General features: G+C 37.0%; 14 protein-coding genes. 13 read left to right on the top strand and 1 reads right to left on the bottom strand.

What is annotated here, in order from left to right; genetic code table 11:
* Nucleotides 1-2 precede the first annotated feature (2 nt).
* The 8 genes from Q2T41_RS13415 to Q2T41_RS13450 all read left to right on the top strand — a co-directional run bounded on the left by Q2T41_RS13415 (nt 3) and on the right by Q2T41_RS13450 (nt 8,066).
* Complete coding sequence (locus Q2T41_RS13415; RefSeq protein ID WP_089259498.1) at nt 3-1,244, top strand: ABC transporter permease; 1,242 nt, start codon at nt 3-5, stop codon at nt 1,242-1,244.
* A gap of 75 nt (nt 1,245-1,319) precedes the next feature.
* Nucleotides 1,320-2,618 carry a M20/M25/M40 family metallo-hydrolase gene (locus tag Q2T41_RS13420; RefSeq protein ID WP_304436474.1) on the top strand — a complete coding sequence of 433 codons (1,299 nt, stop codon included), beginning with the start codon at nt 1,320-1,322 and terminating at the stop codon, nt 2,616-2,618.
* Nucleotides 2,608-3,393, top strand: coding sequence for an aldose epimerase family protein (locus Q2T41_RS13425; protein ID WP_304436475.1), 786 nt, complete (start codon nt 2,608-2,610; stop codon nt 3,391-3,393). The genes Q2T41_RS13420 and Q2T41_RS13425 overlap by 11 nt, the downstream gene beginning before the upstream one ends.
* A gap of 28 nt (nt 3,394-3,421) precedes the next feature.
* Nucleotides 3,422-4,195 carry an SOS response-associated peptidase gene (locus tag Q2T41_RS13430; protein WP_304436476.1) on the top strand — a complete coding sequence of 258 codons (774 nt, stop codon included), beginning with the start codon at nt 3,422-3,424 and terminating at the stop codon, nt 4,193-4,195.
* 2 nt (nt 4,196-4,197) lie between these two features.
* Entirely contained in the window at nt 4,198-4,545 is a 348-nt protein-coding gene (locus tag Q2T41_RS13435) for a TfoX/Sxy family protein (protein ID WP_304436477.1), read from the top strand.
* A 43-nt stretch (nt 4,546-4,588) separates the two neighbouring features.
* Nucleotides 4,589-6,331 carry a SulP family inorganic anion transporter gene (locus Q2T41_RS13440; RefSeq protein WP_304436478.1) on the top strand — a complete coding sequence of 581 codons (1,743 nt, stop codon included), beginning with the start codon at nt 4,589-4,591 and terminating at the stop codon, nt 6,329-6,331.
* Between the two features lie 53 nt (nt 6,332-6,384).
* Nucleotides 6,385-7,791, top strand: coding sequence for an MBL fold metallo-hydrolase (locus Q2T41_RS13445; RefSeq protein ID WP_304436479.1), 1,407 nt, complete (start codon nt 6,385-6,387; stop codon nt 7,789-7,791).
* A gap of 125 nt (nt 7,792-7,916) precedes the next feature.
* A complete protein-coding gene (locus tag Q2T41_RS13450; RefSeq protein WP_304436480.1) occupies nt 7,917-8,066 on the top strand; it encodes a hypothetical protein in 150 nt (49 codons plus the stop codon).
* Between the two features lie 118 nt (nt 8,067-8,184).
* Here Q2T41_RS13450 and Q2T41_RS13455 read toward each other — a convergent pair whose 3' ends face one another.
* Nucleotides 8,185-9,552 (bottom strand): exonuclease domain-containing protein, encoded by a 1,368-nt coding sequence (locus Q2T41_RS13455; protein WP_304436481.1) that lies wholly within the window; start codon nt 9,550-9,552, stop codon nt 8,185-8,187.
* 538 nt (nt 9,553-10,090) lie between these two features.
* Here Q2T41_RS13455 and Q2T41_RS13460 point away from each other — a divergent pair.
* From Q2T41_RS13460 to Q2T41_RS13480, 5 genes are all read left to right on the top strand, one after another.
* The gene (locus Q2T41_RS13460; RefSeq protein ID WP_304436482.1) at nt 10,091-11,218 is read left to right on the top strand and encodes an MraY family glycosyltransferase; all 1,128 of its coding nucleotides are present in this window, start codon (nt 10,091-10,093) and stop codon (nt 11,216-11,218) included.
* A gap of 59 nt (nt 11,219-11,277) precedes the next feature.
* On the top strand, nt 11,278-11,472 hold the full coding sequence (locus tag Q2T41_RS13465) for a hypothetical protein (RefSeq protein ID WP_304436483.1): 195 nt from the start codon (nt 11,278-11,280) through the stop codon (nt 11,470-11,472).
* Nucleotides 11,473-11,623: 151 nt separating this feature from the next.
* Complete coding sequence (locus tag Q2T41_RS13470; RefSeq protein WP_304436484.1) at nt 11,624-13,069, top strand: O-antigen translocase; 1,446 nt, start codon at nt 11,624-11,626, stop codon at nt 13,067-13,069.
* Nucleotides 13,070-13,130: 61 nt separating this feature from the next.
* Nucleotides 13,131-14,327 carry an O-antigen ligase family protein gene (locus Q2T41_RS13475; protein WP_304436485.1) on the top strand — a complete coding sequence of 399 codons (1,197 nt, stop codon included), beginning with the start codon at nt 13,131-13,133 and terminating at the stop codon, nt 14,325-14,327.
* Nucleotides 14,320-15,381: a glycosyltransferase family 4 protein gene (locus tag Q2T41_RS13480; protein WP_304436486.1), complete on the top strand. Its 1,062-nt coding sequence runs from the start codon at nt 14,320-14,322 to the stop codon at nt 15,379-15,381. Before Q2T41_RS13475 ends, Q2T41_RS13480 begins: the two co-directional genes overlap by 8 nt.
* The last annotated feature ends 177 nt before the right edge of the window (nt 15,382-15,558 follow it).

Below are 15,558 nucleotides of genomic sequence, written 5' to 3' on the forward strand. Positions count from 1 at the left end.
ATTTGAATCTAGAATATTTTATTGCCAAACGGCTTATAAAGGGTAAGGAGCATAAAATTAGTATATCTGCGCCGATAATAAAAATAGCTATTGCCGCAATTGCTATTGGTGTTATCATGATGTTGATCGCCATAGCTACAGGGTTGGGGCTTAAAGAAAAGATCAGGGAAAAGGTTACGGCGTTCAACGGCCATGTACAGATCTATAATTACGATAATAATAACTCTGAGGTTTCCGTAGTTCCCGTTAGCATAGAACAGGATTTTTATCCCGAGTTTAAAACGGTAGACGGTATTGTGCACATACAGGCGGTGGCTACCAAAGCCGGGATAATCAGGACCGAAGAAACTTTTGAGGGTATAATTGCCAAAGGTGTTGGCAACGATTATAATTGGGCTCCGTTCAATGAATTTTTAATTGAGGGAACGCTTCCAGATTATTCCGGGGAATTAAATGCTGATGTTTTAATATCCAAAATAATGGCCAATCGCCTTAATTTAAAAGTAGGCGATTCTTTTTTTACTTTTTTTTTAAGGGATGATACTACGGATAAAATTCCTAACCAGCGCAAGTTTACCATAACGGGAATTTATGATAGTGGTTTTGAGGAAATAGACGGACTCTACATCTTTACGGATATACGGCATATTCAACGCATGAACAAATGGACCGATACGGAAGTAGGTAACTTTGAAGTCTTTCTGAACAGTTTTGACGATATTGACCAGAAAAGCAATGATATTTACGGACAAACACTTTCTAATCTAGATACCAGGACAATCAAGGACAAATACCATAAGATTTTTGAATGGATCGGACTGTTCGATTTTAATATTGCACTTATCATTGGAATAATGATAATAGTAGGGGGAATTAACATGATTACTGCCCTGTTGGTGCTTATCCTGGAAAGAACACCAATGATAGGTGTCTTAAAGGCTTTGGGCATGCCCAATTGGGATATACGAAAAGTCTTTTTGTACAATGCCGCCTATTTAATAGGAATAGGGTTATTCTACGGAAACCTTATTGGCCTTGGGGTAATTTTTATCCAGGAACAATTTAAGGTTTTCAAGTTTCCAAACCCTAAAGAGTATTATGTGGAATATATTCCGGTAAGTATAGATCTGCCTATTATAGTGTTATTGAATATAGGTGTGTTATTGTTATGTTTGTTAATGTTGCTCATACCTTCTTATATAATCACGAAGATTACCCCCGTTAAAGCTATTAGGTTCGAATAGTTTTTGCTTTACAACACAAGATAATTGTATGCATATTCTACCTCTTTTTGGTACATTTGAAATAAAACGGACCATATGTGCAAAAAGATTTTCCTTAGCCTTGTTTCTTCATTTTTCCTGTTGGGACTACATGCCCAAAAATTAACAAAGAATGAAAAAAGGATTGTAAAATCCGTTGAACGCCATAATGTCGAGGCAATTTCATTTCTAGAGAAGGTCGTAAATATCAATAGCGGAACTTTAAACCTTACAGGTGTTGAAACGGTAGGTAAGGAGTTTGCCACTGCCTTTACTGAAATAGGATTTGAAAGTACTTGGATTCCCATGCCGGAAGAGATGAACAGGGCAGGGCATTTATTTGCTGAAATAAAGGGAACAAAAGGTAAAAAATTACTATTGATAGGTCATTTGGATACGGTGTTTGAAGAAGATAGTCCATTTCAACGGTTTAAGATGGTAAACGATTCCATTGCCCATGCACCGGGAGGTAATGATATGAAAGGTGGTAATGTAATTGTATTATATGCCTTAAAGGCATTGCAGGAAAACGGACTGTTGGACAATGCTCAGATTATTGTTGCATTCACTGGTGATGAAGAGAGTACAGGTAGCCCATTGGAAAAAAGTAGGCACGATTTAATTGACGCGGCAAAAAGAAGTGATATAGCGTTAGGGTTTGAGACATCTACTGGGTTTAACTATGCTACCGTAGCACGTAGAGGTTCCTCAGGTTGGAAAGTTGAGGTAGAAGGTAAAAGAGCACATTCTTCAGGTATTTTTAGCGAGGATACCGGTGCGGGCGCTATTTTTGAAATGTCTCGCATACTGAACGGTTTTTATACTGAAGTAAAGGGCGAAGATTTATTGACCTTTAATCCGGGAACCTTGCTAGGAGGTACTTTTGTTGAGTTCGATGAAATGACCAGTAAGGGGACGGTTTTTGGAAAGACCAACGTGGTAGCACAAAGAGCAGAGGTTAGGGGTGGACTTCGTTTTATTTCCGAAGAGCAAAAACAACGTGCACGTGATAAGATGAAAGCAGTGGTTGCCAACAATTTACCCCATACCACTGCAAAAATCTCCTTTAAGGACAGCTATCCGGCCATGCAGCCTACTGAGGGCAATACTGATTTGTTGAAAAAGTTGAATGCCGTTAGTTTGGATTTGGGACAAGGTGAAGTTCTGGCCTATGATCCAGGAAAACGTGGTGCGGCAGATACATCTTTTGTGGCAGAATATGTAGATTGCCTGGATGGTTTGGGTACCATGGGAAATGGTGCACATACCCCACAGGAAACCGTAAACCTAAACACGATCGAAGCACTTACAAAAAGAACCGCACTTTTAATTTATAGATTGGTACATGAGCAATAAGATCACACTTAAGTCCGCAGGGCAAAGCGTAAGGATAGAAGAAGGGGAGTTGGTAGGGTTCCAGGTTTCCGGACATGAATTTATGCACCAAAAAGGTAACCCCGGTTGGCGTAACGTAGATACGGAAATGTTTCCGATCATTGGACCTACTGCCGAGGCGGATTTTAGGGTGCACACCCCAAAAAGTACTGCGGTACAGGACCAACATGGCCTGTTGCGCGAAATGACATATACGTTGTTGGAACATAACATTACCCAAGCCGTTTATCATAAAACATATAGGGCAAACACCCAAGTGGTCAATTCTAAATATCCAAAAAAATCGACGGAGGAAATCTTGAGCTGGCCTTATGATTTTGAATTTAAAAAATCTTTTGAGCTAACTGAAAATGGTTTGGAAATTGTGTTCACCATCTCTGGGGAAGAAGGCATGCCTTTTATGTTAGGGTATCATCCTGCATTTATGTTGCATACCCAAACCGCCCTTATCACCACGGAGAACAATGAATATTCCATAGAGGAAGTATTGCAGGTGGGCAGTAGGGCCTTACATGTACCCAACGTTAATAGTATTACCTTACATGATGACCGTAGTTTGCAAGTGCTTACAGAGGGTTTTAGCCATTTTATGTTATGGACAGAGGTGCCCAACATGGTTTGTATTGAACCCATAACTTTTTACCCCTATGCCGTGGCACAACAAAATTTAGATGAAGGTTTTATGGTGCTTAATCAAGATATGGCTCAATTTAAGATATTGTTAAAGCCCTTATAAATTGCTTTAGGAAATTAATTGACCAGTTATGTGCTATGACATTAAAACAAGTTTAGAAGCGCAGTTAAAACGCGCAATGCGAAATAGTGATCTAAAGGCCATTGAGGAAATCGTGGAGAAGTTGGCTCCTTTAACGGATCTTCCCGTTTACCATGCATCTGGTTTTTCCCATCCAGAAGTATTGATATATACCAATGAAGACCCATTTTATCCAATTATAGCGACCTGGGGGCTTATTCCGCATTGGGTCTCAAGTGAGGAACAAAAGCAAAAACTTTGGAACAGTACCCTGAACGCTAGGGTAGAAACTATTTTTGAAAAACCTGCCTTTAGGGATGCTGCAGTTGAGAAAAGAGGAATACTTTATATAGACGGGTTTTATGAACATCATCATTTTGGAAAACAAACCTATCCTTACTTTATTCAACAAAAAAACGAAGAACCTTTAGCACTTGCCACGCTATGGTCGGTATGGAAAAATCCAACCACGGGAGGAACCATTACCTCATTTTCCATTGTCACGACCTCAGGTAATGAACTTTTGGCAAAAATCCATAATAATCCAAAATTGGAAGAACCCCGCATGCCATTGCTGTTAACAGAAGAAGCGGAAACGTTATGGTTGTCAGATAACCATACTGTGGAACATGATATAAAGACTATAGTTGAACAAATCAATACTGTTCCGTTAAAAGCTTATACCGTGGGTAAGTTACGCGGTAAAAGTTATTTGGGAAATGTGCCGGAAGTAGTGGAGGAAAAAACCTATCTGGAACTGGAACCGTTAAAACTAAATCTTTAAAAATGGCTTATAACGAACATCTGGCGGAGCGCGTAAGGCAACGCTTAAAGGGCAAAGCCGTGGTAGAGGAGAAAAAAATGATGGGCGGGTTAACTTTTATGTGCAACGGAAAAATGTGTTTGGGTGTTCTAATAGACAAAAAATCCAATGAAGATCGTTTGATGGTTAGGGTAGGTAAATTAAATTATGAGGAACTGTTACAACAATCGGATAGTATGCCGATGGATTTTACCGGAAAACCCTTGCGTGGGTTCCTGTTCATTACACCCAATGGTTTTGATATGGAATCCCACTTGGATTATTGGGTGATAAAGGCGTTGGAATTCAATGTGCTTTTAAGCGAACAGTAGCTAAGCATTGTTACAAGCCCAATGAAATGATTAAATTTACCGCGTGAGCAAAATATTGCCTTTTTTGGAATGGGTGTCCACCTATAAAAAATCTTTTCTACTACGCGATCTGTTGGCCGGACTTACCGTGGGCATTGTTTTGGTGCCACAGGGTATGGCCTATGCTATGATTGCGGGCTTACCCCCCGTACATGGTTTATATGCATCATTGTTTCCGGTATTGGTTTATGTCTTTTTGGGTACTTCTAGAAGAATAGCGGTTGGTCCCGTAGCAATGGATTCCTTATTGGTGGCCGTTGGTCTGGGGGCATTGACCATAACGGGAGTGGAGGACTATATTAAAATGGTGGTAATATTGGCTTTCATGGTGGGTGTTATCCAGTTTCTTTTAGGCATTTTGAGAATGGGCTTTTTGGTCAATTTTTTATCCAAACCGGTAATAAGCGGATTTACATCCGCAGCGGCAATCATTATTATTTTAAGCCAACTCAAACATCTACTCGGTATTGTTATGCCCGGCGGTAACAAAGTTTATCAATCTGCCATTAACTTACTTTTTCATTTAGATGAAATAAATTATGTGGACCTCGGTATTGGGCTAATCGGGATCGTACTATTGGTCGCATTTAAAAAGTGGAACAGGAATATTCCTGGTATTCTTATCATAGTTGTATTGGGTATGGTTGGAGTATTTCTTTTTAAGTTGGATAATTTTGGTATTCAATTGGTGGGTAACGTGCCTGACGGACTTCCTGCATTACAATTACCATCATTGAATTTAGAGGATTTTAAAAGGTTGTGGCCTATTGCCGTTGCGCTTGCCTTGGTGGGCTATTTGGAAGCAATTTCAATTGGTAAGGCCTTGGAGGATAAAAGTGGTATAGAGACTATAAAGGCTAATCAGGAATTAATAGCATTGGGGACGGCAAATGTTGTAGGATCCCTATTTCAGGGATATCCTGTAACGGCCAGTTTTTCCCGTTCGGCCATAAACTTTGATGCCGGTGCCAAAACAAATTTGGCCGGTTTGTTCAGTGTAATCCTAGTTGTACTGACCTTGTTGTTTTTAACACCTTTATTTCAATATCTGCCCAATGCGGTATTGGCAAGTATTATAATGGTATCGGTCGTAAAATTAATAGATTTTAAATACTGTAAATATTTATGGGTCAATAGAAAAGATGAATTTGTGGTGTTATTGGTAACCTTTTTTCTCACTTTGTTCATGGGCATTGCAGAAGGTATTTTAATAGGAGTATTATGTTCCTTGCTGTTAATGGTTTATAGAACTTCTAAACCGCATTTTGTGGAAATTGGTAATATTGGCAACTCGGATTATTATAAGAACGTTATAAGATTTGCCGATGAGGTGGTAGTGCGCAATGACCTTCTAATTGTTAGGTTCGATTCCCAATTATATTTTGGTAATTCGGCTTATTTTAAGAAACAGTTATTAAAGCATATAAGGGCCAAAGGTCCCGGACTTAAAGGAATCATATTAAACGCCGAATCCATTAATTATATAGATGCCACCGCAGCAGATATGTTGACCAGGCTTATTCATGATATACGGGAAAGCGGTAAACAATTTTATATAGCTGGCGCAATTGGCCCCACAAGGGATATTATCTTTAATACGGGTATTATTAAGGAATTACAACGGGAATTTTTGTTCGTAAAGACCAAAGAAGCAGTAGATTTTTTCGATAATCCCAATGAAATATCATTATTGGCGGCCAAAGTTGCCTATGAGAACAGTAAAATGGCTAAATTAAAAAAGAATTGAAGTTAGCTTTAATTTTAAGATAGATAGATTAGTAATTGAAATTTTAAGTGCAAATGAATATTGAACAAATTTATACGGGATGTTTGGCTCAAGGAGCATATTACATAGAAAGCAATGGGGAAGTTGCCATAATTGATCCATTACGTGAGGTTGCTCCCTATATTGAACGTGCAAAAAACGACAATGCCACGATCAAGTATATTTTTGAAACCCATTTTCATGCAGATTTTGTAAGTGGCCATGTTACCCTTTCCAAAGAAACAGGGGCCCCTATAATTTACGGTCCTACCGCACAAACTTCATTTGATGCAATTATAGCCAAGGATGGACAAGAATTTACTTTAGGAAAATTGACCATTAAAGTATTGCATACGCCCGGACATACTATGGAAAGTACTACTTATTTATTAAAAGACGAGCATGGAAGGGACCATGCTATCTTTTCTGGGGATACCTTATTTTTAGGGGATGTGGGTAGACCGGACCTGGCCCAAAAATCTGCCGATATGACGCAGGAACAATTAGCAGGTACCTTGTTTGAAAGTTTACGTACTAAAATTATGCCTTTGGCAGACGATGTTATCGTGTATCCTGCCCATGGTGCCGGATCGGCCTGTGGCAAGAATATGATGAAGGAAACCGTAGATACCTTGGGCAACCAAAAAAAGATGAACTATGCGCTTAGGGCAGATATGACCAAGGAAGAGTTTATTAAAGAGGTCACTGACGGACTCTTACCGCCTCCCAAATATTTTCCGATTAATGTAAAAATGAACAAGGAGGGGTATGAGGACATAGAAACGGTGTTGGACCGAGGAACCCGTGCACTCACTCCTGAAAAATTTGAGCGTCTGGCCAATGAGACAGAAGCTTTGGTGTTAGATGTTAGACATCAAGATGAATATGTAAAGAACCATATTCCACGTTCCATATTTATTGGGTTAAACGGTGACTTTGCTCCTTGGGTAGGAGGTTTGATCGCCGATACCAAACAACCTCTATTGTTGATAATCCCTGAAGGTTTGGAAGAAGAGGCTATTACCAGGTTGTCCAGGGTAGGTTTTGATGCTGCCATTGGTTACCTAAAAGGGGGAATGGCAGCGTGGATAGCTTCGGGTAAGGAAACGGATTCTATAGTATCTATATCCGCACATGAGGCAAAACAAAAAATTGAAGAACGGATAGCGGTTTTCGATGTTAGAAAAATTGGTGAATTTAAGAGCGAACATATTTTAAATGCGGAGCATACCCCGCTAAGCGAACTCAACAAATATTTAGCTAAATTTCCAGAAAACGATGACTTTTTGGTGCATTGCGCAGGCGGGTATAGGTCGGTAATAGCCTCTTCCATATTGAAAAGTAGAGGTATTCATAATCTTATAGATATCAAGGGCGGATTTGGGGCATTGAAGAAGGAAGGTGTAGCAACTACGGACTATGTATGTCCTTCAACATTATAAATGATTTCTATAGAGCTATAGTATTTTGCTTCATATAAGCGGTAATTGTATAGCTTTAATATGTAAATTTAAAAAGCAAACGTATAAAAGAGATGCTAAAAAAATTTATTTCACGAATAGGTATAATGAACACTATCATGCTATTGGTCGTATTATCAATAATTGTGGTTTCTGAATATCTTTTTATGTCCGGTAAAAAACTTGATGCAATTTTTGTTGCGTTTTGGGCACCTACAATCCTTGGATTTATGAATTACCTAAAGTTTAAAAAGTAGTGGAGTTCGTTTTAGCTTACTCAATTTTTGTAGCTGTAATCTTTATGGTATGGTTGGTATTCGTTATAAAAATGTATAATAAAATGAACGAGTAGTACCGCCAACTTTACCACAAATATTAAGGTAGCGCATAAACACTGCTCGGGTTTTTTCTTAGGTAACTTTCCACAATACGCTGGGTTTCCAAAGTATTTTTTTGCGGGGTTATATAGAACTCAATATCCGCCACATCCTGTATCTGGATATCCTTTGATACATACCCGTAACCGGCATAATTATTCTCACGGATCAATACAAAGGCATTTTCATCCATATGCCTTCCATTGGTTTTTATCAGTAATGTAGATTGTATGTCCTTAAGACTTTTTAAAGCTTCAAGAACCCTTTCATTGTATTGTTTTACCAATGAGACATCAGAACAAATACCTATGCACTGTTTTAATTTGTAATGGGAGCATATAGCAATATTTTCCTGTAAATGACAATATTTAGGGCATAGGTCGAACATACCGCATAAAGCCTCTAAATACTGTCTGGCCTCTGTAGGGCTATAACAAACCGCCAAAGCATTGGGTGTCATTTTTATCTTATTAAATGCCAAGTGGATAATTCCGTTACGGTCCTCATAACTAAATATTCCATATTGCTGTACGGTTCTTTTTTGGGCCCTGTTGTATTTTGGATAATGCTTTTTTATTTCTGCGGATTCCTTCAATAAAGCAATGAGCTCATTGCCCGTTTCCTCAAAATCTAATGATGTTGTTTCTGCACAGAGTCTTATTTCCTTGGTTTTTTTATCATAAAAATGCCCAAGTACCCTTTTTTTGATATTGATGGCCTTACCAACGTAGATAATTTTCCCCTTCATATCCTTAAAGTAATAGACTCCGGGGGTCTTTGGTAATTTATCATATTCCGCTTTTGGTAAACCCGGTGGTAAAGTGGCCTCTTGTGATTTTGAATTTAAAAATTGTTTAAACACCGTTTCCGCACCTTGAGTCCTTAACAATTTATGAAATAACAGTACGGTGGCATGGGCATCTCCTCTGGCCCTGTGCCTATCGGTTAACGGAATACCCAGTGAAGCCGTGAGTTTTCCTAGACTATAGGAATGATAACCTGGCAATAATTTTCGGGAAAGACGAACGGTACATAGTTTCTTTCTGGAATAATCCAACCCCAATTGTTTAAATTCGTTTTTAATGACATTGTAGTCGAAATTAACGCTATGGGCAACAAAAATGGTGTCTTTTGTAATGGCCTCAATTTGTGGTACAATTTCTTCCAATAAAGGTGCATTTCTCACCATATTATCATCAATACCGGTTAATCCTGTAATGAATTGGGGTATTTCACATTGCGGATTTACCAAAGAGGTAAACTCGTCAACAACTTCATGACCATCATACTTAAAAATGGAAATCTCGGTTATTTTATTTCCTTTTACACCATTTCCGGTGGTCTCTATGTCTATTATGGTATACAAAAGATGTACTAAAATTTTGGGTAGATAAAGTTAGTTGATTTATAGGTACAAAACTTACATGAAACTATGTTGCGGTCAAAAACGGGAATCATTTTATAGAAAATTACAATCTCGGTCCAAACAATCAAGACCTTATTTAAGTTATAGTAAAAATTAATTTAGGATAGATAAACTCCATGTTCAAGGCATTGCAATGCCTTTAAATTTCTTACTGTATTGTGTATTTATAGATGAAAAACCGTTTTACAAAACAAGGACATTTTCTTTTGAACCCACGGTTGGTTAGTTTATAAGCGGTGTTGTTCAACGATTAGCCAAATGAGAATGGGGATTGTGTTAAACAACGATTTTGCTTGCATCCTACCGATGTAAATCTAAGTTGTGAAAATTACCTTGCTATTTTAGCCTTAAATAAGTTGTAAGATTTATTTGGACACGATTATTTTTTGAGTATTAATTGTTCGTGTTGCAAACAACATGAACGCATTTGCTTCAGATCTTTATTAATTAAGATCTGTGTCAAGAAAATTTAATTTGAATGGATTCGATCCAAGAACTATTTTTGAGTTTACCTTTTTTAATGGTCATATCAGCTTTAATTGCGTATGTAATGGCTACTAGGTTTAACTTATATCCAGTTATCATTTATGTATCTAAGACCAAGGGATTAATGGATGTTCCCGAAGAAAGACGGGTGCATACTTCACAGGTTCCCAATCTTGGTGGCATGGGGTTGTTCATTACATTTTCCTTGACCTTACTTTTGTTTGTACCGTTCCTGAACAATACTGTTGAGGATTTAAGTAATTTACTTTCATTGTTGGCCGCTACAATTATATTATTGTTTTTGGGTATTAAGGATGATTTGGTATTTATGACCGCTAAAAAGAAATTGGTCATTCAACTTATAGCGGTATCCATGGTGTGTATTCTTCAAAATGTAAGGATATCTAATTTTCATGGTTTATTGGGCATAGCGGAATTGCCCTATATTATTTCTGTAGGCTTTACCATATTTGTCTTTGTCTTGGTAATCAATGCTATAAATCTCATTGATGGTATCGATGGCTTGGCTTCTTCCATAGGAATTTTGGCCAGTTTAAGTTTTGGTATTGCATTTTATATGGCAGAAAATTATTTAATGACGATAATGTCTGCAGTATTGATAGGTTCCTTAATGGGCTTTTTGAAATATAATCTATCTTCGGACAGGAAAATTTTTATGGGTGATTGTGGATCGCTTATTGTTGGTTTCTTATTGGCCTACCAAGGTATTGGATTTCTAAATATAGATCCAGAACTGGTTTTTGAGTATAATTCTGAAAACTCATCCATTTTACTTTTGGCCATTTTATCATACCCGTTGTTTGATTTATTGCGTGTATTTATTGTAAGGATTGCCCAAAAGAAAAGTCCGTTCGATGCGGATAGTAATCATATTCACCATAGACTTTTACGTTTGGGGCTAAATCATAAGCAGGCAACAATGTTTTTAGTGGTCAGTAACCTGACCTTGATCTTAATAACGTATTTTACTATTAACTTGCCAATTAATATGAGTTTAATAGTCGTAGTTTGTTTTGGTTGTTTATTATATCTATTACCTTTTTTAAGTGTCTTTGAGGAATTTAAGGAAGAGGAACCAGAGGAAATAACCCCGGTATAAGCGGTAGGGTTATTGAAGATAAAAATGACGATGCAAAAATCATTTCATTTAAGGATAGATTGGCTAAAAAGGAATCCAACGGCCACGATCATAAATTGGATACAATACAAATAGAACCAGAACATCCAACTACAAATACAAAGACCATTGACAGCAATGAGAAGTTCAAATTCTATACCAATGAGGAAAAAGTACTTGTGAACCCAATAGAAGCTGAAATTCAATTGGACCCTAATAAGTTAAATACAAAATAAGGTTTTTTCCCTTTACATTCTTTAAACAAACGGTAGTATCAAATTACCGGATTTAGGGGTTATTTTCAAAATACTATAATCTTATCCAAGAAATTAGTTCAATACCTTACAAGTGAGCCAGAGCGGTAGTAAAAATAGCTATAGACAGATAATGAAAGCTACCTCCATCTTTGGTGGGGTACAGGTCATTAATATTCTTATCTCTATTGGACGATCTAAGATACTGGCTATATTATTGGGCCCTACAGGTATAGGTATTCTTGGATTGATCATGTCTACCACTAAACTAATAAGTTCCTTGACCAATTTTGGTTTGGGTATAAGTGCCGTAAAGGAAATAGCCATTGCTTTTGAACTGGGGGATGAAAAACAGCTTTCCAAAACGTTAATCATCGTTAAGAGATGGATTTGGTTTACCGGACTTTTTGGTGGAATCTTGACCTTGGTATTATCCCCTTGGTTAAGTGAACTATCTTTTGGGAACAAAGATTATACCATTGCCTTCGTTTGGCTTTCAATTACATTGTTATTAAATCAATTAACTAGTGGAAGTTTTGTGTTCCTTCAAGGATTGCGCAAACTCAAATATTTGGCGAAGGCCAATGTTATAGGAGCAGCTTTGGGCCTTTTGGTTTCTGTACCCATTTATTATTATTTAGGGGTTAAAGGTATTGTACCCGCCATGATATGTACCTCTATCCTAGGTTTTGCGGTCGCATTTTATTTTACCAAAAAAATTAAAACAGAAAAAGTTCCTGTTTCCGTAAAGGAAACTAAAGAAAAAGGGAAGAATATGCTTGTTATGGGCTTTACGCTAAGTATCAGCGGAATCATGGTTCTCGGCGTATCGTACATAATAAGGATATTTATCAATAATAACGGTGGGGTTGAAGATGTTGGTTTGTTCAATGCCGGTATTGCAATTATATCTACATATGTAGGTTTACTGTTTACCGCTATGGAAACGGATTATTTTCCCAGATTGTCTGCAGTGGTTCATGATAATGAAAAGGCCATTACATTAATTAACCAACAAGCAGAAATTGCAATGTTGATTCTAGCACCGGTTCTCATAGTATTTTTGGTATTCGTTGAACTTATTATTACCATTTTATATTCTTCAGAGTTTATCCCGGTCAAGGAAATGATATATTGGGCAGCACTTGGTATGTTCTTTAAGGTAGCCGCATGGGTAGTAGCATTTTTCTTTATTGCAAAAGGAGCCAGTAAATTATTTTTCTGGAATGAGTTGATAACCAATTCCTATACATTGGCCTTAAATCTTATTGGCTATTATTACTGGGGCTTAACAGGGTTAGGTCTCTCTTATATGGCTTCCTATTTTATTTATTTGATACAGATATATACAATTACCGGAAAAATTTATGGCTTTAAATTTTCTTTCTCGATCATTAAAATTTTCGCCATTCAATTTTCATTGGCTATAGGATGTTTGTTGACGGCCAAATTATGTTCTTCTCCATATAATTATGTAATTGGTATTCTATTTATACTTATTTCCATGTATTATTCGTTTAAGGAACTAGACAAAAGATTAAATCTTAAAGATCTATTGGGAAAATATTTTAAAAAATGAATATGGTAAGTGTTTATAACGATTGTAAAAATTTAATTTTTAGCAGCAAATAAACGTTTTGATGAAAAAAATCAAAATACTATATCCATACCTTATTCTGTTCTTTTTGATTTTCATGGGACCGGTTAAAGTGGGCCCTATTACATTTTCCCAAGTATGGAAAATTCCTTTATTTGTCTTTCTTTTTTGGCAAGTACTGATCAAAGGTAATGATAAAAAGCTTGGCTTTATTAAATGGTCTTACGCACGGGCTACCAAGAATATCGTTACCGCCAATTTTTCCATCAGTTATTTTTACGGTATTGTTGATTTCATAAGGTATATGATGTTTCCCTTAATGTTCGAGTACGCCTACAGGCATATTAAGAATATTAGAAAGTTGGATAAACTTTTACTGGGTTTTGCGCAATTTGTTATTATATCGGGCATACCTTTTACATTAGGACTATTGGAGAGTAAGGCTAAGGATGTTTTAAGTTTTAAGGATTTTGACAGCTACTCCGGTATGTTTCAAAATTCGCACGGTGCGGCAATTACCACCACAACGGCAGTTTTGATATTATTGGCATATATCAAATCCAAATCAACCTTAATCCGATTTCCAAAATTGAATTATGCCCTATTGGCCTATGGTATTTATTTAATATATCTTACTTATATCCGTACCGGCTACCTCATGTTCGTAATTGGACTCATTTTCTTGTTCCTTCCTAAAAAATTGACTTTAAAGCAAGTACTGTCCGGTTTAGGTATCCTTATACTGGTTGGTGTAGGGTTCTATATCCTTCTTGAGAGTAATGAGGCCTTTTACAATAGAATTTTCGACATTAGGAACGGTAAGCAAACAGCTGCCGGGTCTGGTAGGTTGCTCTTTTGGATGGCTTCTGTTGAGCTTTGGTACAATGGTAATATTTTCGAAATGATTTTTGGACATGGTTTTTTTGACCTGATCATGCATATGTACCAAGAAACGGGACTACCTGTATATGCGCATAATGAGTTTTTTACACAATTGGGCCAGAATGGGCTTTTAGGTATAATCTTTTTTATCGGATATTTAATTTCCTTGTTCAAGTTCATCCTAAAAAGAAAGACCTTGCCGTCATATAGACTGGCAATGGCCATTTTTTTCCTTTATGGCTCGTTAATGATGACCCAAGGGGGCATGTGGTTTGAGTTGGACATTTTTATGGTACTGGTTTTTGTAAAGCTGGAGTTTGAAAATGTATTAAGAAAAAGAATGTTTAGGAATGCTTAAGAATATTACGGTAACCGTACCCAAATTAACATTGCCAGGAGGCGTAAGTGCGTTTTGGAACGCGTTGTTCCCAGAGTTTAAGGCTCATGAACACGTTACGTTCACACCCTTGGAAATAGGAGGGCATGGTAAGAATATTTTTGGACCTTTAATTGATATATGGCATTTAAAGAAAGCTACCGACAAGCCTACTGATTTGTTAATTCTAAACCCATCCTTAGGAAGTCGAAGTTTTTTTAGGGATGCTTTTTTTGCAAAGTACCTTCTTCGAAAAAACATACCTTTTGTATTGTTTTTCCATGGCTGGAATTTGGATTTTGAAAAGCGGATTGATGAAAAATATATTTCGTTTTTTCAAAAAAGCCTGGGCAAAGCAAAAAAAATATTTGTGTTGTCAGAGGATTTTAAAAGTAAACTCTTGGCATGGGGGTATAAGGGTGAAGTAGTCGTTTCAACCACAATGGTCAACAGAAGCTTGTTTACCAATGTTGCTGTACAAGAGCAGGAGATTACCAAAAGTTCTGATTTCAGTATTCTATTTCTATCTAGACTTATCAAAGAAAAGGGTATTTATGAAACCATTGCCGCATTTGAAAAACTGCAGGGAAAACATAAAAATATTGAATTGATCATTGCTGGGAGTGGTAATGAATTGGAACCCATTGGCAAGCTTGTAGCCAATAATGATCAAATAGTACTAACCGGCCATGTAGAGGGGCAGAAGAAAATTACGCTCTACCAAAATTGCGATGTATATTGTTTGCCCAGCTATAGCGAGGGTTTGCCTACGTCTGTTTTAGAAGCTATGGCTTTTGGTAAACCTGTTATCACTACTCCGGTAGGCGGGTTAAAAAGTTTTTTTAAGGACGGTACAATGGGGTATTCTGTACGTCCTGAACAAGCCATTGACATAGAGGAAAAAATAGCCATGTTAATGGATCATCCTGAATTAAGTAAGGAAATGGGTAATTTTAATTACAATTTTGCCCATGAACACCTTTTGAGCGATAAGGTTGCTCAGAAAATTCTTCAAGAATTAACACCTTTTCTATAATTCTTCATTATTCAAGTTACCCTTGTATTTATAATATTATTACAATTGAGGGATTAAGGACGTTACCATGTAATCAAGTTTTTAATAAAGCCATTAATCGTGTTTAATGTTATGTTTATAGAGTCCAATATTCTTTAACCCCTTATTCTATGGGACTTTATGCTCCTTTAATGTAAG

Origin of the sequence: Maribacter confluentis, from assembly GCF_030505015.1 — a bacterium.
Classification (GTDB): Bacteria; Bacteroidota; Bacteroidia; order Flavobacteriales; family Flavobacteriaceae; genus Maribacter; species Maribacter sedimenticola.